The sequence below is a fragment of the Microbacterium karelineae genome, from assembly GCF_009745985.1.
Taxonomy (GTDB): Bacteria; Actinomycetota; Actinomycetes; order Actinomycetales; family Microbacteriaceae; genus Microbacterium; species Microbacterium karelineae.
Window position 1 is genome coordinate 377,981 of record NZ_WFIX01000182.1, and the last position, 24,315, is coordinate 402,295.

Here is a 24,315-nt window from a genome sequence, read left to right on the forward strand (position 1 = left end):
GATCAACACAATCAGGAGGATCCTCCGTGCTGCGCACACACACTGCCGGCTCCCTGCGAGCCGAGCACATCGGTCAGACCGTCACCCTCACGGGGTGGGTCGATCGTCGCCGCGATCACGGAGGAGTCGCCTTCATCGATCTGCGCGATGCCTCGGGCATCTCGCAGGTGGTCATCCGCGACGAGGAGATCGCGCACCCGCTGCGCAGCGAGTTCGTCCTCCAGGTGACCGGCGAGGTGTCGCAGCGCCCCGAGGGCAACGCGAACGACAACCTTCCGACGGGCGAGATCGAGGTCATCGCGACCGAGGTCGAGGTCCTGAACGAGTCGGCCCCGCTGCCGTTCCAGGTGTCGACGGCGCTCGACGGCCAGGAGACGGTCGGCGAGGAGGCGCGCCTCAAGCACCGCTACCTCGACCTGCGCCGCCCGGCGCCCGCGCGGGCGATGCGCCTGCGCTCGAAGGCGAACCAGGCCGCGCGCCGCGTGCTCGACGCACACGAGTTCGTCGAGGTCGAGACCCCGACGCTCACCCGTTCGACGCCCGAGGGCGCCCGCGACTTCGTCGTCCCCGCGCGCCTCAGCCCCGGATCCTGGTATGCGCTCCCGCAGTCGCCTCAGCTGTTCAAGCAGCTGCTCATGGTCGGCGGCATCGAGCGCTACTACCAGCTCGCCCGCAGCTACCGCGACGAGGACTTCCGCGCCGACCGCCAGCCCGAGTTCACGCAGCTCGACATCGAGATGAGCTTCGTCGACCAGGAGGACGTCATCGCCCTCGGCGAGCAGCTCGTGGCCGAACTGTGGAAGCTCATCGACGTCGAGGTCCCGACGCCGATCCAGCGCATCACGTACGCCGACGCGATGCGCCGGTACGGATCCGACAAGCCGGATCTGCGCTTCGGCAACGAGATCGTCGAGCTCGCCGAGTACTTCGCCGAGACGCCGTTCCGGGTGTTCCAGCAGGAGTACGTCGGGTCCGTCGTCATGACGGGCGGTGCCTCCCTCCCGCGCCGCCAGTTCGACGCGTGGCAGGACTGGGCCAAGTCGCGGGGAGCCAAGGGCCTCGCATACGTCACCTTCGCGGAGGACGGCACGCTCGCCGGCCCCGTCGCGAAGAACCTCTCCGACGCCGAGCGCGAGGGCCTCGCAGGCGTCACCGGCGCGCAGCCGGGCGACGCCGTGTTCTTCGCCGCAGGCACGACGTCCGAGGCGCGCGCGCTGCTCGGCGCCGCGCGCGTCGAGATCGCGAACCGCACGGGCCAGATCGATGAGAACGAGTTCGCGTTCTGCTGGGTCGTCGACGCGCCGATGTTCGAGCCGGCCGCCGCGGCCGTCGCCTCCGGTGATGTCGCGGTCGGCGGCGGCGCCTGGACGGCCGTGCACCACGCCTTCACGGGCCCCAAGCCCGAGTTCGCCGACACGTTCGACACGGATCCCGGATCCGCCCTCGCATACGCGTACGACATCGTCTGCAACGGCGTCGAGCTCGGCGGCGGCTCGATCCGCATCCACCGCGAGGACATCCAGAAGCGCGTCTTCGCCGTCATGGGCCTCGACGAGGCGGAGGCACAGGAGAAGTTCGGCTTCCTGCTCGAGGCGTTCAAGTTCGGTGCGCCGCCGCACGGCGGCATCGCGCTCGGCTGGGACCGCGTGCTCCAGCTGCTCACGAAGACCGACTCGATCCGCGAGGTCATCGCGTTCCCCAAGACGGGCAATGGCTTCGACCCGCTGACGGCGGCCCCCGCCCCGATCACGCCGGAGCAGCGCGCCGAGGCCGGCGTCGACTACGAGCCCGACGACGAGTAGTCCTCCCTGAGCGCCCCGCGGATCCCGCGGGGCGCTTCGCGTGGGGTGAGTGTCCAGTGCCCGCCCTGTGTGACTGTGGCGGGGCGCACCCGACCGGCATCCCCTCTTGTCGTCGACGGCAACGTTTCAGTACGGTCGGCTTCAGCTCGCCCGTTTCCTGCGGCGCGACGACAAGGAGGTCCATCAGGTGTCATTCCTCGATCGGCAGCACACGATCGCCCCGGCCGGGTACAGCCGGTGGCTCATCCCGCCCGCCGCCCTCGCGATCCATCTCTGCATCGGCCAGGTGTATGCGACGAGCGTGTACAAGAACTCCCTCGTCGCCCACTTCGATGCCTCCCTCACGGCGATCGGCGTGATCTTCTCGATCGCGATCGTCATGCTCGGCGTCTCGGCCGCGATCCTCGGCACGTGGGTGGAGAAGGTCGGCCCACGCAAGGCGATGTTCACGTCAGCCTGCTTCTGGGCCGCCGGGTTCCTCGTCGGGGCGCTCGGCATCTCGACCACGCAGCTCTGGCTCGTCTACATCGGCTACGGGTTCCTCGGCGGCATCGGTCTCGGCATCGGGTACATCTCGCCCGTGTCGACCCTCATCAAGTGGTTCCCGGACCGGCCGGGCCTCGCGACCGGCATGGCGATCATGGGATTCGGCGGCGGCGCGCTCGTCGCCTCCCCCGTCTCCCGCCAGCTCATGGCGCTCTACGACCCGACCTATGATCCGGCGGACTCCGGAGCCATCGCTTCGGGATCCGCGGTCGCGATGCTGTTCGTCACGCTCGGCGTCGTGTACTTCCTCGTGATGATGCTCGGCGTCTTCAACGTGCGCACGCCGGCGCCGGGATGGAAGCCCGACCACTGGGATCCGCGCACCGTCAAGCCCAAGTCACTCGTCACGACCGCGAACGTCTCGGCGGCCAACGCGACGAAGACGCCGCAGTTCTGGCTGCTGTGGATCGTCCTGTTCTGCAACGTCACGGCCGGGATCGGGATCCTCGAGCAGGCGAGCCCCATGATCCAGGACTTCTTCCGCGAGGGAGGAACCTCGCTCGTGGTCGGCTCGACGGCGGCGGGATTCGTCGCGCTGCTGTCGCTGTTCAACATGGCGGGGCGGTTCGTGTGGTCGTCGACGAGCGACTACACGGGACGCAAGCCGATCTATATGATCTACCTCGGCGTCGGGATCGTCCTCTACCTGCTCCTGTCGACCGTCGGAGCGTCGAGCACGCTGCTGTTCGTCGTCCTCGCCGCGATCATCCTGTCGTTCTACGGCGGCGGGTTCGCGACGATCCCCGCGTATCTCCGCGACCTGTTCGGCACGTATCAGGTCGGCGCGATCCACGGCCGCCTGCTCACAGCATGGTCGGCCGCGGGCATCGCCGGGCCGCTCATCATCAACGGGTTCCTCGATGCGCGCGGCACGCCTGGCGAACTCGTCGCCGCCGACTACCGCCCCGCGTTGTTCACCATGGTCGGCGTCCTCGCGGTCGGCTTCATCGCCAACCTGCTGGTGCGCCCCGTCTCCGAGCGCTTCCACGAGCCGACGCGACCCGAGCCCGAGCCCGAGAAGCAGGAGGTGGCGAAGTGAACGAGCAGGATCCTCCGTCGACAGGGTCGTCGCAGACGGCGCGGATCGTCGTGTCGTGGGCGATCGTCGGGATCCCGCTGGTCTACGCGCTCGTGCAGACCGCGATCTCGGTGACGCCGCTGTTCACCGGGTGACTGTGCGCGCCCGCGGATCCGATCCGCGGGGCGCACGTCGCGTCAGATCTCGAAGTCGATCGCGGCTCGGCGCGTCTTGAACGTGCCGATGAACGTCGACACCTCGACGTGCGCGGGGTGCGTGGCGTAGACGGCGAGCGCGTCGGCGTCGTCGAAGTCGGCGACGAGGGCGAAGTCGAAGTTGCCGTCGATGTCGACCGAGTTCGCGCCGACGGTCATCGAGCGCAGGCCCGGCACGACGCCGACGAGCTTCTCGAGGCGAACGGCCGCCTCGGTGATCTTGGCGTTGCGGTCCTCGGCGGTGTCGGCGTCGACGTCGAACATCACGATATGGCGGATCATGCGCGCTCCTTTGCAGATCAGGGGATCTAAGTCATCGTACGGATCGAATCGGATCCCACGGGGAGGGCGACACGATGGCGCGGCTCACACCGCCGTCACGCGTACGGAGTGGTGGCCGGTCGCGCCGTCGGGGGCGGGCGGCGCGGTGTCGGAGGTCTGCGTCTCGCCGCGGCGGCTGAGCGCGCGGCAGGCGAGGGTGTGCTCGCCTGCGTCGAGCACGACGGGCAGGCTCCACTGCACCCAGGTGTCGTCTGAGATGGCCGACGTGAGCTGCGCGCGCTGCCACGATCCGCCGTCGACGGACACCTCCACGCCCGCGACACCGACGTGCTGCTGCCACGCGACGCCGGCGACGACCGTCTCACCGGACGGCACCTCCGTGCCGCGCGGCACATCGATGCGCGACTGCAGCTTGATGGGGCCGCGAGCGGACCAGCCGCGATCCGTCCAGTACGCGCGCGCCCGGTCGAAGCGGGTCACCTCGAGCTCCACGACCCACTTCGTCGCCGACACGTATCCGTAGAGCCCCGGCACCACCATGCGCACGGGGAAGCCGTGCTCGAACGGCAGCGGATCGCCGTTCATACCGACGGCGAGGATCGCGTGGCGGTCGTCGGTGAGGGTCTCGAGCGGCGTGCCCGCGGAGAATCCGTCCTGCGACCGCGACATCACCATGTCGGCCTCGGGCAGCGGCCCGGCCTCGGCGAGCAGGTGCCGGATCGGGTATCCCAGCCACACCGCGTTGCCGATGAGCCCGCCGCCGACCGTGTTCGACACGCAGGCGAGTGTCGTCACGGATTCCTCGAGCGGCAGGGCGAGCAGCTCGTCCCACGAGAGCGTCACCTCACGTTCTACGAGACCGTGGATCCGCAGGCTCCACTGCGCGGGATCGATCTCGGGCACGACGAGCGCCGTGTCGATGCGATAGAAGTCGCGATTCGGGGTGATGACGGGGTCGAGCCCGTCGATCGCGAGCTCCGCGCCGTCCGGCACGCTCGCGGGATCCTGCGCGGACGGCAGCCGGATCGCGGCACGGATCGCCTGGATCGTGCGATCCGTCGCCGTCCCGACAGCCGACCATGCCGCGGCCGCGACGCCGACGATCGCCGCGGCTCCGCTCGCGGTCAGGAAGCCGCGCCGCGAGAGTCCCTCGGCCTGCTCCGCCTGGCGACGCCGGATCAGGAGCCAGACGCCCGCCGCCCCGACCGCCCCCGCGATCGCCGACGGCACGATCGCGAGCGCGTCGGGGTTCGCGCGCGTGAGGGCGGCGACGATCCCGACGACGCCGAGGGCGCCCGCGAGGACGGATCCCCACGGCGGCCTGATCCGCTGGATCAGCCCCGACACGGCCGCCACTCCGAGCAGCACGGCGCCGATCAGGACGAGCAGCGCGATCTTGTCGGCCGTGCCGAACAGGGCGATCGCGAGATCCTTCGCCCACGTCGGGGCGAGGTCGATGAGCACGGACCCGATGGCCGCGAACGGGCTCGACCGCGGCGCCGCGATGACGGCGGCGAGCTCGCCCAGCCCCGCTCCCGCGACCGCCGAGGCCACGCCCGCCCACGCCGCTGGGCCCTTCGCGATCCGTGTCTCCATGCCACTGAGGCTACGGCGCGAGCGCGCGGCGTCGGTCAATCCTTACGGAGACGAAATACGTGCGTCCCTCCGGCGCGCGCGGGCCTCGCGTCGGGTGTCCGACGAGAACCAGCCGATCGCGCCGAGCACGGGGAGGAGGACCACGGCGAGCGTCCAGAGCATGCGGCGCTCCCGGTCCACCCCGCGTGCGCGCGCGACCGACACGAGCGCAACGACGCCGATGGCCGCCAGAGCGAGAAGGACCCCGCTCCACGCGATGTCGTACGCCATGGGCAGGAGCGGGTTCGCCTCGTCCGAGATCACCATGGCGGCGACGCCTCCACCGGTCATCGGCCGCGGAGCGCCTGCGTGAGGCGGTCCTGCGAGACGCGCCAATGGCCATGCAGCTCGCCGTCGATGAGGACCACGGGGATCTTCTCCCACCACGTCTCGTGCAGCAGGGGATCGTCGAGGATCGACAGCTCGGTGACCTCGACGCCGTCGGCGACCTCGTCGGTCAGGCCGGCGAGAGTCTGGTCGATGACCTCGCGCGCGACGTCGCAGAGGTGGCAGTCGGGCTTCGTGATGAGGGTGAGGTCGGTCACCGCTCGACCTCGTAGCCGGCCTCGATCCATGCGTCCGTTCCGCCCTGCACGTTCGTCACGTCGTACCCGCGCGGCTCGAGCGCGGCGACGACCTGAGCCGAGCGTCCGCCGATCTTGCAGATGACGTCGAATTCATGGGGCAGCTCGCCGAGGCGCTCGCCCAGCTGCGAGAGGGGGATGTTGATCGCGCCGGGCACACGGCCGGCGGCGAACTCGCCCTCCTCGCGCACGTCGATGAGCGGGGTGTCCGTACGCGCCATGAGCTCGGCGACCGTGATCTCCTGCATGGATCCATTCTCGCGCACGCCGCGGCCGGTCGGATCGAGATGCACGACGACGCCGATTCTGCGTGCCGTCCTGGCGGGGCCCGCGGAATCACGCGGGTCGGCCGCAGCCGGGCAGCAGAATTGGCGTCGTTGTGTATCGCAGGCCCGCGTCACATCGCGCAGTCGGCCATCTCGTCGGACATCTCGTCCGACATCTCGTCGTCCATCGACTCGCCGTCCATCGACTCGCCGTCCATCGACTCGCCGTCCATCGACTCGCCGTCCATCGACTCGTCGGACATGGACTCGTCGGACATGGACTCGTCCCCCATGGACTCCTCGTCCATGGACTCCTCCTCCATCGACTCGTCCATGGGCTCCTCCGAGGGGCATTCGCCCATCTCCTCGTCCATGGGCGTGTCCGACTCCATCGGCTGCTCCATCGGGGTCTCGTCCATCGGCTCGTCCGTGTCGACGCCCGAACCCGCCCCCGTGCCGCAGCCTGCGAGGACGAGTGCGAGGCCGACGAACGCGCTCGCTGTGATCGAAGTTCTGCGCATGGCTGTCTCCTGTGTTCTCGTCGCGCCGTTCGCGACGTCTCCCCCGACGCAATCACCGCGATGGCCCGCACGGGCGACTTGTTTCAACGCCGTAAGGGTCGGTGTCCCCGGCCCGCGGAGCGCCTATCGTCGTCACCATGGAGAGCACGCCGCGGGTGATGGTCGTCGAGGACGACCCGACCGTGCGCGCCGTCGTCGGCGACTACCTGCGCGAGGCGGGGCTCGTCGTATCGCTGCACGGCGATGGGCTCTCGGCGCGCGCCGCGATCGCCGAGGCCATCCCCGACCTGCTCGTCATCGACCGGATGCTGCCCGGGATCAGCGGCGACGAGCTCTGCCGCGAGGTCCGGGCGGGATCCGATGTCCCGATCCTCATGCTGACGGCCCTCGGCGGCGTCGAGCAGCGGATCGAGGGGCTCGAGTTCGGCGCCGACGACTACCTCTCGAAGCCGTTCGCGATGCGCGAGCTGCTGCTGCGCGTGCGCGCGCTGCTGCGCCGGCGGCAGGCCGCGGATCCGGTGTCGGTCTTCCAGACGGGTCGTTTCCGCGTGGATCCCGCGCACAGACGCGCGTGGATCGACGGGCGCGAGATCGCGCTGACGACCCGCGAGTACGAGCTGCTGCTGCACCTCGCGCGGCACCCAGATCGGGTGCTCACGCGCGACGACCTGCTGCGTGCCGTGTGGGGATGGAGCGTCGGCGACGGATCCACCGTGACGGTGCACGTGCGCCGCCTTCGCGAGAAGATCGAGCGGGATCCGCGCCTCCCCGAATACCTGCGCACCGAGTGGGGCCGCGGATACCGCTTCACCCCGGAGGGAGACGCATCATCGACGTCATGATGCTCGGGGGCGCCGACATCGCCCTCATCGTCGCGACCGCGCTCGTGTGCACGATCGCCGTCGCGGGTGCGACGCTTCTCGCGCTGCGATGGAACCGGCGCCGGTCGATCGCGTCGCAGTTCACGATCGTCGTCGCGGGCGCCGTCGGCGGCGTCGTGGTGTCGACGATCGCGATCATGGGCGAGATGTACGTGTCGCCGCACGATCTCACGGTGTTCCTCTGGGTCGTCGGCGTCTCGGCGGTCGTGAGCATCGCGGCGGCCTGGTTCCTCGCCCGCCGCACGGCGCGGGCGTCGACGGCGGCCCTCATCGCGTCCGCCCGGCAGGTGGGCGAGGGCGCCGTCGTCGACGCCGAACGCCCCGGGTGGCGCGAGTTCGACGAGGTCTCCGCGCAGCTCGCTGAGACGAGCGAGAAGCTCGCGGCGGCCCGCGGCGAGATCGCGAAGCTCGACGATGCGCGGCGCCAGTTCTTCGCGTGGATCTCGCACGATCTGCGCACGCCGCTCGCGGGGATCCGCGCGACGGCCGAGGCCATCGACGACGGCGTGAGCACGGATCCGGCCGCCTCGGCCCGCGTGATCCGGGCGCGCGTCGACGCGCTCGACCGCATGGTCGACGATCTCTTCCAGCTCTCGCGGCTCGAGACCGGCACGCTCGTGCTGCATCGGGAGCTCGTCTCGCTGCTCGATCTCGTCTCCGATGCCGTCGTCGACGTGCAGGCGCAGGCCGAGGCGCGGGGCGTGCGGATCGTTCCCGCGCGCATCGACGGTCACATGCTGTGGGCGGATCCGCGCGAGCTCACGCGGGCGATCGGGAACCTCCTCGCGAATGCGGTGCGGCACGCCCCGGAGGGGTCCGAGATCGTCATCGACGCCGAGCAGCGGGAACCCGTGCGCCGGAGGACGGCCCGTCCGACGGATCGAATCGGCGGATCGGATCCGTCAGATCGGTCGTTCTCCGAAGGATCGGGCGAGGACGAGTCCCGTCACCTCCTGGTCAGCGTCATGGATCACGGATCCGGCGTCGCGAGCGAGGACCTCGGGCGCCTCTTCGACGTCGGCTGGCGCGCGGCGGGGTCGCGCGATGAGCCCGGTGCGGGCCTCGGCCTCGCGATCGTCCGCGGCATCGTCGAGGCGCACGGCGGTGAGGTCGGCGCCGACAACGTCGACGACGGCTTCGTCGTCACGCTCGCCCTGCCCGCCGAGCCCTGAGCGCCGATACAGAAGACGCCGGCCCCGCGGGTGCGGGGCCGGCGTCTCGTCCTGCGACGCTTACTTCTTGTTGCGACGCTGGTGGCGGGTCTTGCGAAGCAGCTTGCGGTGCTTCTTCTTCGCCATGCGCTTGCGGCGCTTCTTGATGACAGATCCCATGGGAACCTCACTCATGTCTCGGGGTCGGACGGCTGGCACGTACAGGTGCCGGCGTCCGGAAACGGGACGGCAGAAAAAGTGCCTCAGAGCATCTTATACCGATGCCCCGTGTGGACGAATTCGGCGGACGTTCAGCCTGCCTGCGCGTGCCCCTCATCGGGCAGCTGCACGACCTGGGTGACGGCGCTCTCGGGGACGCGATAGCTGCGTCCGAAGCGCACGGCGGGGAGCTCACCGGAGTGCACGAGTCGGTAGACCGTCATCTTCGAGACGCGCATGATGTCGGCGACCTCGGCGACGGTCAGGAACCGCACGTCGGGCATTTCGGCCATGTTCAACTCTCCCCGGGGTGTTGCCAGCAGGATCACTCTATGGGGACGGGGAGGCTCATGTAAACCTGTGTGGCCGATGTGACCGGTCAGAGCCAGCCGTTCGCCTCAGCAGCGCGCGCCGCCGCGACCCGCCCCGATGCCCCCGTCTTCGCGATCGCGGCGCTGAGATAGTTGCGCACCGTGCCCTGAGTGAGGTGCACGCGCGCGGCGACGACCGCGATCGGCTCGCCACCCAGGCACTCGCGCAGGATCTCGCGTTCGCGCTCGGTCAGCGGGTTCGCACCGCTGGCGAGGGAGTCGCTCGCGAGCGACGGATCGATCACGCGGCGACCGGCGCACACTCCGCGCACCGCCTCGGCGAGCTCCCCCGCCGGGGTGTCCTTCACCACGAAGCCGCCCGCGCCCGCCTCGAGCGCGCGGCGCACGTAGCCGGGGCGCCCGAAGGTCGTCACGATGATCGAGCGCACGCCCGGCAGCTCATCGCGGATCCGTGCCGCCGCCTCGATGCCGTCGGCCCCCGGCATCTCGATGTCGAGCAGACACACGTCGGCGTGAGATGCGCGGGCCGCCTCGACCACCTCGTCGCCGCGCCCCACCTCCGCGACGACGTCGATGTCGTCTTCGAGCGCGAGGAGCGCGGCGAGCGCCCCGCGCACGAGCGCCTGATCGTCCGCCAGCAGGATCCGGATCACCATCGCACCTCCACGCGCGTCCCGCGCCCGTCCTCGCCCGGGCCGACCGAGAGACTCGCGCCCGCCGCCTCGGCGCGCTCGCGCATGCCGCGCAGGCCCGACGCGGCGTCGTCCCATTCGATCCCGATGCCGTCGTCCTCGATGATGATGCCGTCGCTCGCGAGCCGCACCTCGCAGCGCGCGGCCCGCGCGTGGCGCACGACGTTCGTGACGGCCTCGCGCAGCGTCCACGCGACGACGATGCGGCGCCGCGGATCCACGACGTCGCCCGATTCCGGCACATCCGCACGGATCCCCGCCCCGTCGAGGGCGGAGCGGGCGGCGACGAGCTCGTCGGCCAGCCGCGCGACGCGCAGCCCCGACACGGTCGCCCGCACCTCGGCGAGCGCCTCGCGTGACAGGCTGCGCACCTGGGCGATCTCGGCCTTGGCGCGCTCGGGGTCCCGGTCGATCAGGCGTTCCGCGAGCTCGGCCTTGACGGTCACGACCGTGAGGCTGTGCCCGAGGACGTCGTGCACATCGCGCGCGACGCGCTCGCGCTCGGCGACGAGGGAGAGCTGTCGATCGATCTCGTCATGATGCTCCTGCGCGTTCGTGATGAGACGGATGCACCCGACCGAGACGAAGACGATGGCGGGCGGCATGTACAGCACACCGAACTCGGCGAACCCGTCCGGAACGCTCGCGAGGACGATCGTGAGGACGAGGTACTGGCCGAGGAACGCCGCGGTGGCCACGATGAGCGCTTGGATGATCGGGCCGGCGAACATCGCGATCGAGATGAGGAACGCGCCCGCGCCGAGCGCACCGGGCCCGACGAGGATCGCCGCGGCCGCCATGAGAGAGACCATCACCGCGAGGCCGATCCCCCCGCGCCGCGCGGCGGTGCGCCAATCGCCGGATCGGATCATCCAGGCGTACGCCGCCATATAGGTCACGGCGTATGCGACGAGCAGCGCCACGCCCGCGCCGCGCGCGATGCTCGGCGCCGAGCTCTCGGATGCGGCCGAGATCGGGAACAGCATGAACACGACCCAGACGATGCCGAGCACCCACGCGAAGCGGTCCCACGGCCCACGCGCCGCATCGGCCGCGCTCGGCAGGGTGGACGGCCGACGACGCCGGGATCCGCCCGGATCCCGCTCCTCGCCCGTCTCCGTCGCGCTCATGGTCCCCATCGTGTCACTCCGCGCGTCGGGGAATGCACCGCGGGGCGGGGGCCTCCCCCATCTCGCCCCGCCCCGGGCTGCTCACTGTCGCGCCCGCCCGCGCCGCGCGATGAGGATCGTCGCCGTGACGAACACGATCGTCCACACGGCCAGGTTGAGGATCGGGACCCACAGCTCGTCGCGCTCGGGCTGGCCGCCCGGGCCCATCGACGCGATCCATCCCTCGGTGAGCGGGTACCGGGCGAGCGCTACGTATCCGTAGAGCGGCGTGAACCGCGCGATGTCGAGCAGCGCGCCGCTGAGCGGGAAGAACAGGTTGCCGAGGAAGGCGAAGACCACGAGGGATCCGCTCGCCGCCCCGACGGCGCCCTCGCTGCGGAACAGGAGCCCGGCGAGCAGGCCGAAGAAGGAGAAGACGGCCGCGCCGATGAGGACGATGATCGCGCTCGCGGTCCACACGCGGGCGATCGCCTCGGCTCCCGTGAGCCAGCCGAGGAGGTAGATGAGCGCGACGGGGACGATCGCGACCGTGAAGCCGACGGCCGCCTTCGTCACGACCCGCTGCGCGTCGCTCATCGGCGTGAGGCCGAGCTGGCGGCCCCAGCCCTGCATCTGCTCGACGGCCGCCATTCCGCCGACGCCGACGGTCGCGGTGACGGCGCCGTAGGCGGCCATGCCGACCATGATGTAGAACGCGACGTTGCCGTTCCCGAGATCCGTGTCGCCGTAGTCCTGCGCGGCGCCGAAGATGAGGTACATGAAGGCCGGGAGGATCGCGATGAAGAACATCGTCACGAAGTCGCGTCCGACGCGGGCCAGCTCGATGCGGTAGTAGGTGGCGTTCATGCGGATGCTCGCTCCGTGATGAGGCGGAACGCATCATCCATGCTTCCCGCGGCGATCTCCAGGTCGTGTGCGCCGTGCTCGATGAGCAGGGCGCGGGCGACGGCGTCCGAGTCGGACGCCTGCACGTGCAGGCGGCCCGCGTCGGAGGCGACGTCGAGCACCTCCGGCATCCGCTCGAGTGCCCGCACGACCTCCGCCTCGCGTGCGGCGTCGACATAGGCGTGCACGCGGCGGCCGGTCGCGGTCGCGCGGATCTCCGCGGTCGTGCCGTCGGCGACCACGCGCCCGCCCGCGACCATGACGATCCGCTGAGCGAACGCGTCGGCCTCCTCGAGGTAGTGGGTCGCGAAGATGACGGTGCGCCCGTTCCGCGCGTCCTCGCGCATGCGATCCCAGAACTCCGCCCGCGCCGTCACGTCCATCCCGGCGGTCGGCTCGTCGAGGATCAGCAGATCGGGATCCGCCAGCAGCGCGAGCGCGAAGCGCAGCTTCTGCTGCTCCCCGCCCGAGCACTTCGAGACGCGTCGCTTCTGGATCGCGGTGATGCCCGCCCGCTCCATGACCTCGCCGACGGGCAGGGTCTTCGCGAAGGTCGACGCGATGAGCGCGACCGTCTCGCGCACCGTGAGGTCGCGCAGGAGCCCGCCCGACTGCAGGACCGCCGACACCTGCCCGTCGTGCACGGCGCGGTGCGGCGCGGATCCGAGCACCGACACATCGCCGGCCGTCGGGGCCGTGAGGCCGAGCACCATGTCGAGCGTCGTCGTCTTGCCGGCGCCGTTCGGCCCGAGGAGCGCGACGATCTCGCCGCGCAGGATCGTGAGGTCGATGCCGTCGACCGCGCGGAAGGGGCCGCCGCCCGTGCGGAACTCCTTCACGACCCCGCGCAGCTCCACCGCCGTCTGCTGTGTGTCCATGGCTCCCAGCGTGGCCGACCGCGCACCGCGCGGCGAGGGCCCGCTGTCACGGATCCGGCATGACAGATGTCATACCGCCGTTCGCATGACGCCCGCCGACCGGTTCTCGCGGCCACTCGTCGGCGCGGATCCGATGACCGGGGGCGGGGTTCAGTCGAGGCGGGCGCGGGCTTCGCGCAGCGCCTGCTCCTGCTGCCGGCGCGCCTGGCGGACGGCCTTCTCCGCCTGGCGGAGCTCCTTCTCCGTCGCCGCCAGATGGCGAACGGCCGCCCGATACCTCTTGTCGTCGGCGACATCGGCGACGCCCTCGATCGCCGTCCGGTCCAGGGCCGCGGGGGCGCCGCTCCCCCGCGCGTCGAGGTACGCTTCGATGCCGTCGAGCGTGCGCTCGAGCCCGAAGCGGAAGGGATCCGCCTCCGACAGGAACGCGCCGGCGTCGACGAGCGCACGCACCCGCGGATACGTTTCGCCGTCGATGACGCGGTCGTACAGCGCGTGCTCCTCGGCGCTGATCTCCTCGGTCGTGCGGCCCGACTCGCGCGCCGCCTGGTCGTAGCCCGCGTAGACCATCCCCTGCCATCGCGCCTGCCCCGTGATCGCGAGCACGATGGCGAGCTTCTCCTCCTCGCCGAGGGGCGCGCCGTCGAGGGCCTCGAGACCCGCCTCGATCCACTGTGAGCTGTTCGGCGTGATGGGCGAGCCCGAGATGGGCAGGGCGAGGATCCACGGGTGGCGCAGGTAGATCGACACCTGCTCGACGAACAGCACGCGCAGCTTCGCTCGCCACCCTTCCTCGTCGCGGTGACGCAGGGACGGCGCGCCGGTCGCCTCCTCCTGCATGAGCAGCAGCAGATCGTCCTTCGCGCTGACGTAGCGGTACAGCGACATCGGCGTGAATCCGAGCTTCTTCGCGACGGCCGCCATCGACACGGCGCCGATGCCCTCCGCGTCGGCGAGCGCCACGGCCGTCTCGACGATGCGCTCGACGCTCATCTCGCGCTTGGGGCCGCGCTGCGGGTTCGCGGCGACGCCCCAGGCGAGAGCGATCCCGCGGGGGAGCTCGGTGTCTTCCTGCATGACCCCAGCCTACGTCGGTATATGTCGTAAACAGTGTGTTATGGTCATAAACAGTTTCGCTCGTACACGAAAGGATCCGATCGTGACACCGGCCATCGAGACCCGCGCGCTCCAGAAGCGCTTCGGCACCCACGCCGTTCTCGACGGCGTCGACCTGCGCGTCGAGAACGGCGAGGTCTTCGCCCTCCTCGGCCCGAACGGCGCCGGGAAGACGACCCTCGTGAACATCCTCACGACGCTCACGCGTCCCGACGGCGGATCCGCGCAGGTCGCCGGCCACGACGTCGCGCGCGACGCCGTGGCCGTGACGCAGTGCATCGCGCTCACGGGCCAGGCGGCGGCCGTCGACGAGGTCCTCACCGCGCGGGAGAACCTCGTCATGTTCGGGCGCCTGTCCGGGTTGTCGCGCACGAGCGCTGCGCTGCGCGCCGAGGAGCTGCTCTCCCGGTTCGACCTCGCAGATGCGTCGGACCGCCGCGTCGGCGCCTTCTCCGGCGGGATGCGCCGGCGCCTCGACCTCGCGTTGAGCTTCGTCGTCCAGCCGCAGGTGCTGTTCCTCGACGAGCCGACGACGGGCCTCGACGCCCGCAGCCGCCGCGAGCTCTGGCACATCATCGCCGCCCTCGCCGAGACCGGCACGACGGTGTTCCTGACGACGCAGTACCTCGAGGAGGCCGATCAGCTGGCCGATCGCATCGCCGTCCTGCACGATGGGCGGATCGCGGCCCTCGGCACGTCCGACGAGCTCAAGGCGCGCATCGGCGGCGGATCCGTGCAGCTGCGCGATGCCGCGGGGGCGCTCCTGCGCGAGCTGCCCACCGACGGCTCCGTGTCGTCCGTACGGCGCGCAATCGACGAGCTCGACGCCGCCGGCCTCGACGGTGAGATCGCGATCCATCGCCCGACGCTCGACGACGTCTTCCTCGCACTCACCGACCGCCCCCGACACAAGGAGGACGCATGACCGCCGCCACCCTCGCCGCTGCGCGCCCGCGCCTCGGCGGCCTCGCCGCCGAGGCCGTGTTCGTCGGACGCAGCATGCGCCACTCGTTTCGCGACGCCGAGTCGCTTCTCATGTCGATCGTGCTGCCGGTCATGCTCATGCTCGTGTTCACGTTCGTGTTCGGCGGCGCGATCGACCCCAGCGGCGGATATGTCGACTATGTCGTCCCCGGCACGATCCTCACCTGCGCGGGCTTCGGCGCCGCGACGACGGCCACCTTCGTCGCGAACGACATGACGGGCGGGATCATCGACCGCATCCGCACGATGCCGCTGCGCGCCGGCGCGGTTCTGACCGGCCACGTCGTCGCCTCCCTCGCGCGGAACCTCCTCGCGACGGGGGTCGTGATCCTCGTCGCGCTCGCGATCGGATTCCGACCCGACGCGTCGCTCCTCGACTGGATCGGCGCGATCGCGACGATCGCGATGTGGATCTTCGCGATCACCTACCTGTTCGCCGCGATCGGCCTCGCCGCCGGATCCGCGGAGGCCGCGAGCGGATACGGATTCATCCTGCTGTTCCTGCCGTACATCTCGAGCGGCTTCGTGCCGCTCGAGTCGATGCCCGGATGGCTGCGGACCGTCGCCGAGGTGCAGCCCGTGACCCCGGTCATCGAGACGATCCGCGGGTTCCTCCTGGGCACCGATGCGGGCGCCGCGCCCCTGTGGGCGCTCGTCTGGTGCGCAGGGATCGTCGCGGTCGCGGCGGCGTGGGGCGCCTGGCTGTTCCGACGGAAGGCGGGCAGGCGCTGAGACGGCTCAGGCGCCGAGGCGCTTGAGCGCCGTCTGCACGACGGCGGCCGTGCGGCCGAGGGACTCGGCGAACTTCGACGCGGGCTGCGGCAGGGGCGCGTAGATCGACTGCGTGGCCTCCGCCGCGAGCTCGCTCTCGTCGACGAAGAACGGCACGAGCCAGTCGTCGATCACCTCGAGGGGCTCCGGCTCGAGCCGGTAGTAGCGGTGCTGGCCTTCCTCGCGCACCGACACGAGCCCCGCCTCGCGCAGCACCTTGAGGTGCTTCGACACGGTCGGCTGGCTCACGCTCAGCTCCCCGACGATCTCCGACACGCTCGTGCCGTCCTGCGTCTCCTGGTCGCGACGCAGCAGCAGCTGCAGGATCTCGCGCCGGGTGCCGTCGGCGATCACGTCGAAGATGTCGGCCATAGCCCACAGCGTATGGCATGCCGGGCATATTCGACACGGTGGCCGAGGGTGCGGCGGTACGATGATCGCTGTCCTGCACGCGAACGAGAGGCGCCCGGTGATGCCAGGCAGCGAGGCCGCGCAGCGTTCGAGGCCGATCGCACGGTTCACGCGCGCCGCGTGGCACCATTTCCGGGTCGTCACGACGCACTCGCCGTCGCGGTTCGCGATCCTCGTGTTCTCGAGCCTCGTGATCATCTTCACGGCGATCCTCTCGCTGCCGATATCTTCGGCCGACCGCACGGTCACGCCGCTGTCCGATGCGGTGTTCACGGCGATGTCGATGATCTGCGTCACCGGCCTCGTGAGCGTTGACATGACCACCCACTGGTCGGTGTTCGGCGAGATCGTGCTCTTCATCGGCGTGAACATCGGCGGCATGGGCGCGCTCACGCTCGCATCGATGCTGGGCCTCATCATGTCGAAGCGCATGGGTCTGCGCGCGAAGCTCATCGCGGCCGGCGACACGAACCCCCTGCGCGCCCACGGCGGCGCCGTGAACGAGTCGCAGGCCGTCCATCTGGGCGAGGTCGGCCATCTGCTGCGCACGGTCGCGCTGTCGACCCTCGTCATCGAGCTCGCCGTCGCGCTGCTGATCCTGCCGTCGGCGCTCGCGAAGTACGAGTGGTGGCTCGAGGGCACCTGGGCGGCCATCACCTATGCCGCGATGTCGTTCACCAACACCGGCTTCACCCTCAACGAGGGAAGCATCGGTCTCTTCGCCGACGACTTCTACTTCCTCACCATCGTCATGCTCAGCGTGTTCGTCGGATCCGTCGGCTTCCCCGTCATCTTCGCGCTCTCTCGCCACCTCACGATTCCCCGCAAGGCGACGCTCTTCCGCCCGAAGACGTGGTCGCTGCACGTCAAGCTCACGCTCGTCACGGCCACGCTGCTCGTGTTCGCCGGCGCCGCGGTCCTCCTCGCCCTCGAGTACGACAATCCCGGCACATTCGGGTCGATGGGCGCGGGAGAGACGATCTTCCAGGCGTTCTTCGTCTCGATCATGACCCGATCCGGAGGCTTCTCCGTGATCGACATCGGCGAGCTGTACGGATCCGGCATGGTCGTCGGATCCATGCTGATGTTCGTCGGCGGCGGGTCCGCGTCGACGGCCGGCGGCATCAAGGTCACGACGCTCGCCGTGCTCGCTCTCGGCGTCTGGTCGGAGGCGAAGGGGCGCCGGCAGGTGCAGGCGTTCGGGCGCCGGATCCCCTCCGACGTGCAGCGCGTCGCGGTCGCGGTCCTCGCGTGGGGCTCGACGATCGTCGCCATCGCGACCATCGCGATCGCCCAGATCACGCACGCCCCCATCGCGGAGGTCCTATTCGATGTCATCTCGGCGTTCGGCACCGTCGGGCTGTCGACAGGGCTCACCGAGACACTGCCCGACGCCGCGCTCTACATCATGGCCGTGACCATCTTCATGGGGCGCGTTGGTACAGTCACACTCGCCGCGGCCGTCGCGGCGACATCGCAGTCGCAGCACTACGAGCTGCCCGTCGAAAGGCCGATCGTTGGTTGAACCGCTCCGCAGCGACTCCCCTGTGCTCGTCATCGGCCTCGGGCGCTATGGCGCCGCGTGCGCCGGCGAGCTCGACCGCCTCGACCGCGACGTGCTCGCCGTCGACGCCGATCTCGCGCTCGTGCAGAAGTGGTCGGAGCGCGTCACCCACACGGTGCAGGCCGATGCCCGCAACGTCGAGGCCCTGAAGCAGATCGGCGCGCAGGACTTCCAGGTCGCCGTCGTCGCGACGGGATCCTCGATCGAGGCGTCGGTGCTCATCACGGCGAACCTCGTCGATCTCAAGGTGCCCCAGATCTGGGCGAAGGCGACGAGCCAGTCTCACGGCAAGATCCTCTCGCGCGTCGGCGCGAACCACGTCATCTACCCCGAGCGCGAGGCGGGCGAGCGTGTCGCCCACCTTGTGAGCGGGCGCATGCTCGACTTCATCCGCTTCGACGACGACTTCGTGCTCGCGAAGATGTTCCCGCCGAAGTTCATCCGGGGAGTCACCCTCGCCGATTCGGGTGTCCGCACCAAGTACCACGTCACGGTCGTGGGCGTGAAGTCGCCGGCCAAGCCGTTCCACTACGCCGAGGCGAACACGGTCGTCACCAACCACGACCTCATCATCGTCTCGGGAACGAACGAGGACGTCGAACGCTTCGCGGCGCTCGACCGGTAAGGGCTCACCGCAGCTGGGCGAACGCCTCCACCTTGCGCGTGGCGCCGAAGACGAGCACTGTGTCGTCCTCGCGGAGGATCGTCTCGGCGTCGGCGGGCGTCCACTCCCCACCGACGGCCTTGCGCGCCGCGATCGTGACGCCACGGCGCTCGCGCAGCCGGGTCTGTCCGAGAGGGACGCCGTGGAGCTCCTCGGGCGGCGTGACCTTGACGATCGCGAACCCCTCGTCGACCTCGAGGTAGTCCTTCGCCGCCCCGCGCAGGAGGTGGGCGACGCGACGCCCCATGTCGTGCTCGGGGTAGACGACGTGATGCACGCCCAGCTGCTCGAGGATCCGCCCGTGCTGCTCGTCGATCGCCTTCGCCCAGACGACAGGGCCGTTCAGCTGCAGCAGCAGCGATGCCGCGAGGATCGACACCTTGAGATCGCCGCTGATCGCGATGATCGCCCGGTCGAACTCGTGCACGGCGAGCTGACGCAGCACCTCCTCCTTCGTCGCATCGGCGCGCACGACCTGCGTCAGCTGGCCGTTGAGCTCCTGGACGCGATCCTCGTCCGCGTCGATGCCGAGCACCTCGGTGCCCGACGCCATCAGCTCGAGCGCGACGGACGCGCCGAAGCGCCCCAGCCCGATGACGACGACCGAGTCGGCCTCGGCGATCCGCCCGGCACGCTCTCTGAATGACAGAAACGAACCCATCGTGCAGTCCTCTCTCGCGCCTCAGCCGATGGCCGGGCGCTCCTTGGGTAGTTCGTATGCGGCCTTCCGCTCGCGCAGGGCGAGGGCAGAGCCGAGTGTGAGCGGGCCGAGGCGGCCCAGGAACATGAGGATCGACATGAGCACGCGCGCGGGATCCGGCAGATCCCCCGTGATGCCCGTCGACAGCCCGACGGTTCCGAACGCCGAGATCGCCTCGAACAGCACCTTGTCGAGCTCGAGGTCGGTCATCGCGAGGATCACGAGCGTCACGACGACGATGCCCGCGATCGCGACGAGCACGACGGAGATCGCCTGGCGATGCACGCTGCGCGAGAGCCGCTTGCCGAAGATGTTCACGGCGGTGCCGCCGCGCAGCTCGGTCCAGAGGATGAACAGCAGCACGGCGAACGTCGTGACCTTGATGCCGCCGGCCGTGCCCGCGGGGCCGCCTCCGATGAACATGAGGATGTCGGTGACGAGCCAGGTCTCGTCGTGCATCAGCCCGATGTCGACCGAGTTGAATCCCGCCGTGCGCGTCTGCACGGCGTGGAAGAAGCCGCCGAGCACGCGAACCCAGGGATCCTCACCACCGAGCGTGTCAGCGTTCGTCCACTCCATCGCCGTGATCACGAGAGTCGAGAGGACGAGGAGCGTGACCGTCGCGGCGAGCACGATGCGCGTGTTCATCGACCAGTGCAGCGGATGACGGAACTCGCGCCGCAGCTCGCGCAGCACGGGGAAGCCGACGCCGCCGACGATGATCGCGGCGCACATCGGCAGCAGGATCCACGGATCCGCCGCGAAGCCCATCATGCTGTCGCTCTGCAGCGCGAAGCCGGCGTTGTTGAACGCCGAGATGGAGTGGAAGACGGCCATCCAGATGGCCTCGCCGATGCCGTAATCGCCGCGGTAGCCGATGAGGAACCGCACGAGCAGCATGAGCGCGACGACCGCCTCGATGATGATCGAGGTGAGGAAGATGCCGGCGACGATGCGGCGCACGTTCGGGGCGCCGAGGGTCTTCGCCTCGGTGACGGCGTTCATCCGGGCGCGCACCGACAGCCTGCGCGCGAGGACGATGCCGACGAGGGCCGCGAACACCATGATCCCGAGGCCGCCGAGCTGGATGAGCACGAGGATCACCGCGAGGCCGAAACCGCTCCAGTGGCTCGCCGTGTCGACAACGACGAGGCCCGTCACGCACAGCGCCGACGTCGCGGTGAAGAGCGCGTCGACGAAGCTCGTGCGGCTCCCGGGTGCGGCGGAGACCGGCAGCCACAGCAGGAGGGTGCCGACGACGAGGACTGCTCCGAACCCCAGGACGATCGCCTGGGCGGGAGCGAAGCCGCGCCACCGGGACGCGGATGCTGGTCGAGTCACGAGCGACGACAGTACGCCGATCCCCGCGGCGCGCAAGTCGGCGCGGCGGATCCGTCGATCAGCCCTCGGCGGCGAGCTCCTTCGCGCGCGCGTACGCCGCGTCCGTCGCCTTCGCGAAGAGCGCGTCGAGGTCGGCCGCCTGGAAGGTCTCGATGGCCTCGTGGGTCGTGCCCTTCGGGCTCGTCACCCCGCGGCGCAGGTCGGCGGGGTGCTGGCCGGACGCCTCGAGGAAGGCCGTCGCGCCGATGAACGTCCGCTCCGCGATGAGGCGGGCGGTCTCGTCGTCGAAGCCCTGGTGCTTCGCGGCCTCGATGAGCTTCTCGATGAAGAGGAAGACGTAGGCGGGGCCGGATCCGGAGATCGTGGAGATCGCATCGATGCCGTCGTCGCCGTCGACCTCGACGGCGTCGCCGACCGTCTCGAAGAGGCGCTTCACGATGGCCATGTCGTCGGTCGATGCGTGCGTGCCCGCCGCAAGGCCCGTGACGCCCTTGCGGACGGTCGAGGGCGTGTTCGGCATGGAGCGGATCACCGAGGTCGCGCCGAGCCTGTCCTCGAACTGCGCGATCGTGATCCCCGCGGCGAGGCTCACGACGATCGCGTCGTCGCGCAGATGGGGCCCGATCTCATCGAGCAGGTCGGCGATCATGTACGGCTTCACGCCGACGAGGATCACGCGCGCGGCGCGCGCCGCCTGCACATTGCCGTCGGCGGTGTCCTCCAGAGCGATGCTCGTGACGCCCTCGAGCTCGGCGAGCGGCGCGGCCTTCGCGGACGTGCGATTGGTGACGTGGATCCCGCCGTCGACGGGGATCCCGCTCGCGACGAGCCCTCGGAGGATCGCGCCTCCCATGGAACCGGCACCGATGAACGCGACAGAGGGAAGGGCTTCAGTCATGCCTTCCACGCTACAGCCGGGCTCGCTATACGCTGGGCGCATGGATGCACACGTGAGCGACGAGGCAGCCCGATCCGAGGCCCCGAAGGTCATCGCCGCGATCGAACAGGGCCCCGAGGTGCAAAAGGTGCTGCGCCTGAACATCGTCACGATCGCGCCGGGCCGACTGCTCGTCGCCGGCGAGGTGTCGGTGCCGCTCGACAAGCCCCTCTCGTCCATCGCGCGCGACCTCGACGTCGTCGAGGGGCGCCTGCGCCACGAGGTCCCGGCCGTGCAGGAGATGTTCCTCTCCGCGCGCGTCTACTCGGATCCGGACCAGGCCGAGCCTCCGACCGAGGCGTTCGTCGTCCGTTCGAGCGACTGATCCTCGCCCGCGCCGGCGAACCGGTGCCAGGATCGACTCATGACCACTCCTGAGTTCTGCGTCTTCACCGAGCCCCAGCAGGGCGCGTCGTACGACACCCAGCTCGCCTTCGCGCAGCAGGCCGAGCGCAGCGGCTTCGATGGGTTCTTCCGCTCCGACCACTACCTGAAGATGGGCGATTTCTTCACGGGAGAGCCCGGGCCGACCGATGCGTGGACGACGCTCGCGGGTCTCGCCCGCGAGACGCGGACGCTGCGCCTCGGCACGCTCGTGTCGTCGGTGACGTACCGCGCGCCCGGGATCCTCGCGATCCAGGTCGCGCAGGTCGACCAGATGTCGGGAGGGCGCGCCGAGCTCGGGCTGGGCACGGGATGGTTCGAGGCCGAGCACGCCGCCTACGGGATCCCCTTCCCCCGCAAGCGGTTCGACCTGCTCGAGGAGCAGCTCGAGATCGTGCAGGGGCTCTGGGGCACGCCGGAGCACGCGACCTACTCGTTCGATGGTGCGCACTACCAGCTGACCGATTCGCCCGCCCTCCCGAAGCCGGCGCAGGACGCCCCTCCCGTGATCGTCGGCGGTGCGGGACTGAAGCGCACGCCGGCGATCGCGGCCCGCTTCGCGACGGAGTTCAACATCCCGTTCCAGCCCGAGGACGTGGTCTTCGACCGGTGGGCCCGCGCCCGCGCGGCGTGCGAGGAGATCGGCCGCGATCCCGAGACGCTGAAGACGACCGTCGCGCTCACGACCCTCGCCGGCGAGACCGACGCGGATGTCGCGCGCCGCGCCGCCGCGACCGGTGTCGACCTCGACGACTTCCGCCGCGACCACACCTTCTGCGGATCCGCCGCCGAGATCGTCGACCGGGCCGGGCACCTCATCGAGAACGGCGCGGGCCGCCTCTACTTCCAGATGATCGACATGACCGACCTCGACCACGTCGCCTTCGTGGGCGAGGAGGTGCTCCCCCAGCTGCGGTGAGCGAACCACTCGCCACGACACGCCCGATCCGCGCAGGGCGGATTCCAGTGGTGGTCGCAACACCGGGTGTTTTATACGAGTTGTAGCAGACGCTCGGCTGGGGTGTCCCAACCGAGTGTCTTGCGGGGACGGCCGTTGAGTTTCTGCGCGACGTGCTCGAGATCTTCCGGACCGTGGATCGACAGATCGGTGCCCTTCGGGAAGTACTGCCGCAGCAGCCCGTTGGTGTTCTCGTTCGAGCCGCGTTGCCAGGGCGCGGCGGGATCACAGAAGTAGACCGGGACGTTCGTGGCGATCCGGAATGCCTTGTGGTCGGCCATCTCCGATCCCTGGTCCCAGGTCAGCGACCCGCGCAGATGCGCAGGCAACGAACCGATCAGGGGGACGAGAACATCCCGGACAGCCTCGGCGGTATGGTCGCTAGGCAGATGCCCGAGCATCACGTAACGCGTGGACCGTTCGACGAGGGTGACGATCGCGGACTGGTTGCCCGCCCCGACGATCAGGTCCCCTTCCCAGTGCCCGGGGACGGCGCGGTCTTCGACGTCCGCGGGGCGGTCGCTGATCATGATCATCGGATCGACGAACCGGCTCGTGCGGTGTCCCGGCGATCGGTGCGGCTTACGACGGGTCCGTCCGGTGCGCAGCGCGTCGACGACGGCGCGTTTCAGGCCGCCGCGGGCCTGGACATAGATCGCCTGGTAGATCGTCTCCGTGCTCACCTGCATGCTCTCGTCGCCGGCGTGATCACGCGACAAGACGCCGCTGATCTGCTCCGGAGACCATTGTTGCGCCAACCGGTCCGACACGAACTCCCGCAGCCGTCCCGGCTGGGCGAGCTTCGCTGGCTTCGGGCGCGCCCGTTTCACGGCCGCGTCACGATGCGCGCCATACGGCAGATAGACGCCGCCGGTGGTCCGGGCGTCGAGCTCGCGTTTGATCGTCGATGCCGACCTTCCCAGGTCCCGGCCGATCGCCCGCAACGACCAACCGAGTCGGGTCAGATCCGCGATCTTCTCCCGTTCTGGAAGCGACAGCAGACGAGAACCCGTCTGCTCGGGAACCTGTGATGGTGGTGGAGTCGTCATGGACTCCATCGTGACCTGACCGGTGGAGTAATTCACGCGGCGCCCGTCGGGATGAAACCGCGAGTTCCGCGAGTGATGGACACCGTGGTCCCAGTCCTGGGCGGTGCGTTCGTGGATCCCGACCCGCTGGGCCGCGTCTCGTCGAGACGCTCCCTCTTCCCGGAGCCGCTTGTACTCGCCCTGGCGCGAATCCGGACGCGGCTGGCGGACCGATCGCTTTCCCGCTTTCCGCGCCCAATTGCGGGCGGTGTAGTAGTTCACGCCCAGCTCGCGAGCGGCGATCCCCACGTTGCCGACCTCGTCGAGCAGGACGAGGAACTGTTGACGCTTCTCCGAAAACGACACGATGGCCGCGACCTCCTGAAAGTCAGGGCGTTGCGACCACCGCTAGAACCCAAC

The 24,315-nt window shown here is 70.0% G+C and carries 29 protein-coding genes; 11 read left to right on the forward strand and 18 right to left on the reverse strand.

Annotated elements, in window-relative coordinates:
• The first annotated feature begins 26 nt into the window (after window positions 1-26).
• The 3 genes from aspS to GB932_RS19240 all read left to right on the forward strand — a co-directional run bounded on the left by aspS (window position 27) and on the right by GB932_RS19240 (window position 3,521).
• Complete coding sequence (aspS, locus tag GB932_RS10810; RefSeq protein WP_156760687.1) at window positions 27-1,802, forward strand: aspartate--tRNA ligase; 1,776 nt, start codon at window positions 27-29, stop codon at window positions 1,800-1,802.
• Between the two features lie 187 nt (window positions 1,803-1,989).
• Window positions 1,990-3,387, forward strand: coding sequence for an OFA family MFS transporter (locus GB932_RS10815; RefSeq protein WP_156760688.1), 1,398 nt, complete (start codon window positions 1,990-1,992; stop codon window positions 3,385-3,387).
• Window positions 3,384-3,521 carry an MFS transporter small subunit gene (locus GB932_RS19240; protein ID WP_197517428.1) on the forward strand — a complete coding sequence of 46 codons (138 nt, stop codon included), beginning with the start codon at window positions 3,384-3,386 and terminating at the stop codon, window positions 3,519-3,521. Before GB932_RS10815 ends, GB932_RS19240 begins: the two co-directional genes overlap by 4 nt.
• 42 nt (window positions 3,522-3,563) lie before the next feature.
• Here GB932_RS19240 and GB932_RS10820 read toward each other — a convergent pair whose 3' ends face one another.
• The 6 genes from GB932_RS10820 to GB932_RS10845 form a co-directional block, all read right to left on the reverse strand.
• Window positions 3,564-3,863 (reverse strand): Dabb family protein, encoded by a 300-nt coding sequence (locus GB932_RS10820; protein WP_156760689.1) that lies wholly within the window; start codon window positions 3,861-3,863, stop codon window positions 3,564-3,566.
• 84 nt (window positions 3,864-3,947) lie between these two features.
• Window positions 3,948-5,459, reverse strand: a complete 1,512-nt coding sequence (locus tag GB932_RS10825) for a molybdopterin-dependent oxidoreductase (RefSeq protein WP_156760690.1) — start codon at window positions 5,457-5,459, stop codon at window positions 3,948-3,950.
• 42 nt (window positions 5,460-5,501) lie between these two features.
• Entirely contained in the window at window positions 5,502-5,789 is a 288-nt protein-coding gene (locus GB932_RS10830; protein WP_197517429.1) for a PLDc N-terminal domain-containing protein, read from the reverse strand.
• The gene (locus GB932_RS10835) at window positions 5,786-6,043 is read right to left on the reverse strand and encodes a glutaredoxin family protein (protein WP_156760691.1); all 258 of its coding nucleotides are present in this window, start codon (window positions 6,041-6,043) and stop codon (window positions 5,786-5,788) included. Before GB932_RS10835 ends, GB932_RS10830 begins: the two co-directional genes overlap by 4 nt.
• Entirely contained in the window at window positions 6,040-6,330 is a 291-nt protein-coding gene (locus GB932_RS10840; RefSeq protein WP_156760738.1) for a rhodanese-like domain-containing protein, read from the reverse strand. The genes GB932_RS10835 and GB932_RS10840 overlap by 4 nt, the downstream gene beginning before the upstream one ends.
• Window positions 6,331-6,479: 149 nt before the next feature.
• Entirely contained in the window at window positions 6,480-6,869 is a 390-nt protein-coding gene (locus GB932_RS10845; RefSeq protein ID WP_156760692.1) for a hypothetical protein, read from the reverse strand.
• Between the two features lie 137 nt (window positions 6,870-7,006).
• Between GB932_RS10845 and GB932_RS10850 the strand changes: the two genes are divergently transcribed.
• Both GB932_RS10850 and GB932_RS10855 read left to right on the forward strand, forming a co-directional pair.
• Complete coding sequence (locus GB932_RS10850) at window positions 7,007-7,711, forward strand: response regulator transcription factor (RefSeq protein WP_156760693.1); 705 nt, start codon at window positions 7,007-7,009, stop codon at window positions 7,709-7,711.
• Window positions 7,708-8,922, forward strand: coding sequence for a sensor histidine kinase (locus tag GB932_RS10855; protein WP_197517430.1), 1,215 nt, complete (start codon window positions 7,708-7,710; stop codon window positions 8,920-8,922). Before GB932_RS10850 ends, GB932_RS10855 begins: the two co-directional genes overlap by 4 nt.
• Window positions 8,923-8,982: 60 nt before the next feature.
• On the opposite strand, the gene GB932_RS10860 is transcribed toward GB932_RS10855, so the two are convergent.
• The 7 genes from GB932_RS10860 to GB932_RS10890 form a co-directional block, all read right to left on the reverse strand.
• Window positions 8,983-9,081, reverse strand: a complete 99-nt coding sequence (locus GB932_RS10860; RefSeq protein WP_003792170.1) for a 30S ribosomal protein bS22 — start codon at window positions 9,079-9,081, stop codon at window positions 8,983-8,985.
• Between the two features lie 131 nt (window positions 9,082-9,212).
• Window positions 9,213-9,413, reverse strand: coding sequence for a helix-turn-helix domain-containing protein (locus GB932_RS10865; protein WP_156760694.1), 201 nt, complete (start codon window positions 9,411-9,413; stop codon window positions 9,213-9,215).
• An 86-nt stretch (window positions 9,414-9,499) separates the two neighbouring features.
• Window positions 9,500-10,108, reverse strand: coding sequence for a response regulator transcription factor (locus tag GB932_RS10870; protein WP_156760695.1), 609 nt, complete (start codon window positions 10,106-10,108; stop codon window positions 9,500-9,502).
• A complete protein-coding gene (locus GB932_RS10875; protein WP_156760696.1) occupies window positions 10,102-11,274 on the reverse strand; it encodes a sensor histidine kinase in 1,173 nt (390 codons plus the stop codon). The genes GB932_RS10870 and GB932_RS10875 overlap by 7 nt, the downstream gene beginning before the upstream one ends.
• An 81-nt stretch (window positions 11,275-11,355) precedes the next feature.
• Entirely contained in the window at window positions 11,356-12,120 is a 765-nt protein-coding gene (locus GB932_RS10880; protein ID WP_156760697.1) for an ABC transporter permease, read from the reverse strand.
• Window positions 12,117-13,037, reverse strand: a complete 921-nt coding sequence (locus tag GB932_RS10885; RefSeq protein WP_156760698.1) for an ABC transporter ATP-binding protein — start codon at window positions 13,035-13,037, stop codon at window positions 12,117-12,119. Before GB932_RS10885 ends, GB932_RS10880 begins: the two co-directional genes overlap by 4 nt.
• A 150-nt stretch (window positions 13,038-13,187) precedes the next feature.
• On the reverse strand, window positions 13,188-14,114 hold the full coding sequence (locus tag GB932_RS10890; protein ID WP_156760699.1) for a TetR/AcrR family transcriptional regulator: 927 nt from the start codon (window positions 14,112-14,114) through the stop codon (window positions 13,188-13,190).
• A gap of 82 nt (window positions 14,115-14,196) precedes the next feature.
• Here GB932_RS10890 and GB932_RS10895 point away from each other — a divergent pair, with 82 nt between their 5' ends.
• Window positions 14,197-15,078: an ATP-binding cassette domain-containing protein gene (locus GB932_RS10895; protein WP_438616712.1), complete on the forward strand. Its 882-nt coding sequence runs from the start codon at window positions 14,197-14,199 to the stop codon at window positions 15,076-15,078.
• Window positions 15,075-15,869 carry an ABC transporter permease gene (locus tag GB932_RS10900; RefSeq protein WP_156760700.1) on the forward strand — a complete coding sequence of 265 codons (795 nt, stop codon included), beginning with the start codon at window positions 15,075-15,077 and terminating at the stop codon, window positions 15,867-15,869. The genes GB932_RS10895 and GB932_RS10900 overlap by 4 nt, the downstream gene beginning before the upstream one ends.
• Before the next feature lie 6 nt (window positions 15,870-15,875).
• Here GB932_RS10900 and GB932_RS10905 read toward each other — a convergent pair whose 3' ends face one another.
• Window positions 15,876-16,280 carry an ArsR/SmtB family transcription factor gene (locus GB932_RS10905; RefSeq protein WP_156760701.1) on the reverse strand — a complete coding sequence of 135 codons (405 nt, stop codon included), beginning with the start codon at window positions 16,278-16,280 and terminating at the stop codon, window positions 15,876-15,878.
• A gap of 100 nt (window positions 16,281-16,380) precedes the next feature.
• Here GB932_RS10905 and GB932_RS10910 point away from each other — a divergent pair, with 100 nt between their 5' ends.
• Window positions 16,381-17,844: a TrkH family potassium uptake protein gene (locus GB932_RS10910; protein WP_156760702.1), complete on the forward strand. Its 1,464-nt coding sequence runs from the start codon at window positions 16,381-16,383 to the stop codon at window positions 17,842-17,844.
• Window positions 17,837-18,508, forward strand: coding sequence for a potassium channel family protein (locus GB932_RS10915; protein ID WP_156760703.1), 672 nt, complete (start codon window positions 17,837-17,839; stop codon window positions 18,506-18,508). The genes GB932_RS10910 and GB932_RS10915 overlap by 8 nt, the downstream gene beginning before the upstream one ends.
• A gap of 4 nt (window positions 18,509-18,512) precedes the next feature.
• On the opposite strand, the gene GB932_RS10920 is transcribed toward GB932_RS10915, so the two are convergent.
• Genes GB932_RS10920 through proC form a run of 3 tightly spaced genes read right to left on the reverse strand, consistent with a single transcriptional unit; the run spans window position 18,513 to window position 21,486 of the window.
• Window positions 18,513-19,208 (reverse strand): potassium channel family protein, encoded by a 696-nt coding sequence (locus GB932_RS10920; RefSeq protein WP_197517432.1) that lies wholly within the window; start codon window positions 19,206-19,208, stop codon window positions 18,513-18,515.
• A gap of 21 nt (window positions 19,209-19,229) precedes the next feature.
• Window positions 19,230-20,588 carry a TrkH family potassium uptake protein gene (locus tag GB932_RS10925; protein ID WP_156760704.1) on the reverse strand — a complete coding sequence of 453 codons (1,359 nt, stop codon included), beginning with the start codon at window positions 20,586-20,588 and terminating at the stop codon, window positions 19,230-19,232.
• A gap of 58 nt (window positions 20,589-20,646) precedes the next feature.
• On the reverse strand, window positions 20,647-21,486 hold the full coding sequence (gene proC, locus GB932_RS10930; RefSeq protein WP_156760705.1) for a pyrroline-5-carboxylate reductase: 840 nt from the start codon (window positions 21,484-21,486) through the stop codon (window positions 20,647-20,649).
• Window positions 21,487-21,526: 40 nt separating this feature from the next.
• On the opposite strand from proC, the gene GB932_RS10935 reads away from it, so the two are divergent.
• Together GB932_RS10935 and GB932_RS10940 are read left to right on the forward strand one after the other, a co-directional pair.
• On the forward strand, window positions 21,527-21,850 hold the full coding sequence (locus GB932_RS10935) for a hypothetical protein (protein ID WP_156760706.1): 324 nt from the start codon (window positions 21,527-21,529) through the stop codon (window positions 21,848-21,850).
• A gap of 39 nt (window positions 21,851-21,889) precedes the next feature.
• Entirely contained in the window at window positions 21,890-22,828 is a 939-nt protein-coding gene (locus tag GB932_RS10940) for an LLM class F420-dependent oxidoreductase (protein WP_156760707.1), read from the forward strand.
• A 71-nt stretch (window positions 22,829-22,899) separates the two neighbouring features.
• Here GB932_RS10940 and GB932_RS10945 read toward each other — a convergent pair whose 3' ends face one another.
• Window positions 22,900-24,033, reverse strand: a complete 1,134-nt coding sequence (locus GB932_RS10945; protein ID WP_156760168.1) for an IS30 family transposase — start codon at window positions 24,031-24,033, stop codon at window positions 22,900-22,902.
• Between the last annotated feature and the right edge of the window lie 282 nt (window positions 24,034-24,315).

Coding starts and splice junctions, on each gene's coding strand:
- GB932_RS10825 (WP_156760690.1), bottom strand. CDS start 5,459: ATGGAGACACGGATCGCGAAGGGCCCAGCGGCGTGGGCGGGCGTGGCC.
- GB932_RS10850 (WP_156760693.1), top strand. CDS start 7,007: ATGGAGAGCACGCCGCGGGTGATGGTCGTCGAGGACGACCCGACCGTG.
- GB932_RS10840 (WP_156760738.1), bottom strand. CDS start 6,330: ATGCAGGAGATCACGGTCGCCGAGCTCATGGCGCGTACGGACACCCCG.
- GB932_RS10860 (WP_003792170.1), bottom strand. CDS start 9,081: ATGGGATCTGTCATCAAGAAGCGCCGCAAGCGCATGGCGAAGAAGAAG.
- GB932_RS10905 (WP_156760701.1), bottom strand. CDS start 16,280: ATGGCCGACATCTTCGACGTGATCGCCGACGGCACCCGGCGCGAGATC.
- proC (WP_156760705.1), bottom strand. CDS start 21,486: ATGACTGAAGCCCTTCCCTCTGTCGCGTTCATCGGTGCCGGTTCCATG.
- GB932_RS10885 (WP_156760698.1), bottom strand. CDS start 13,037: ATGGACACACAGCAGACGGCGGTGGAGCTGCGCGGGGTCGTGAAGGAG.
- GB932_RS10830 (WP_197517429.1), bottom strand. CDS start 5,789: ATGACCGGTGGAGGCGTCGCCGCCATGGTGATCTCGGACGAGGCGAAC.
- GB932_RS10880 (WP_156760697.1), bottom strand. CDS start 12,120: ATGAACGCCACCTACTACCGCATCGAGCTGGCCCGCGTCGGACGCGAC.
- GB932_RS10875 (WP_156760696.1), bottom strand. CDS start 11,274: ATGAGCGCGACGGAGACGGGCGAGGAGCGGGATCCGGGCGGATCCCGG.
- GB932_RS10920 (WP_197517432.1), bottom strand. CDS start 19,208: ATGGGTTCGTTTCTGTCATTCAGAGAGCGTGCCGGGCGGATCGCCGAG.
- GB932_RS10845 (WP_156760692.1), bottom strand. CDS start 6,869: ATGCGCAGAACTTCGATCACAGCGAGCGCGTTCGTCGGCCTCGCACTC.
- GB932_RS10865 (WP_156760694.1), bottom strand. CDS start 9,413: ATGGCCGAAATGCCCGACGTGCGGTTCCTGACCGTCGCCGAGGTCGCC.
- GB932_RS10935 (WP_156760706.1), top strand. CDS start 21,527: ATGGATGCACACGTGAGCGACGAGGCAGCCCGATCCGAGGCCCCGAAG.
- GB932_RS10855 (WP_197517430.1), top strand. CDS start 7,708: ATGATGCTCGGGGGCGCCGACATCGCCCTCATCGTCGCGACCGCGCTC.
- GB932_RS10940 (WP_156760707.1), top strand. CDS start 21,890: ATGACCACTCCTGAGTTCTGCGTCTTCACCGAGCCCCAGCAGGGCGCG.
- GB932_RS10910 (WP_156760702.1), top strand. CDS start 16,381: ATGCCAGGCAGCGAGGCCGCGCAGCGTTCGAGGCCGATCGCACGGTTC.
- GB932_RS10890 (WP_156760699.1), bottom strand. CDS start 14,114: ATGCAGGAAGACACCGAGCTCCCCCGCGGGATCGCTCTCGCCTGGGGC.
- GB932_RS10870 (WP_156760695.1), bottom strand. CDS start 10,108: ATGGTGATCCGGATCCTGCTGGCGGACGATCAGGCGCTCGTGCGCGGG.
- GB932_RS10820 (WP_156760689.1), bottom strand. CDS start 3,863: ATGATCCGCCATATCGTGATGTTCGACGTCGACGCCGACACCGCCGAG.
- GB932_RS10900 (WP_156760700.1), top strand. CDS start 15,075: ATGACCGCCGCCACCCTCGCCGCTGCGCGCCCGCGCCTCGGCGGCCTC.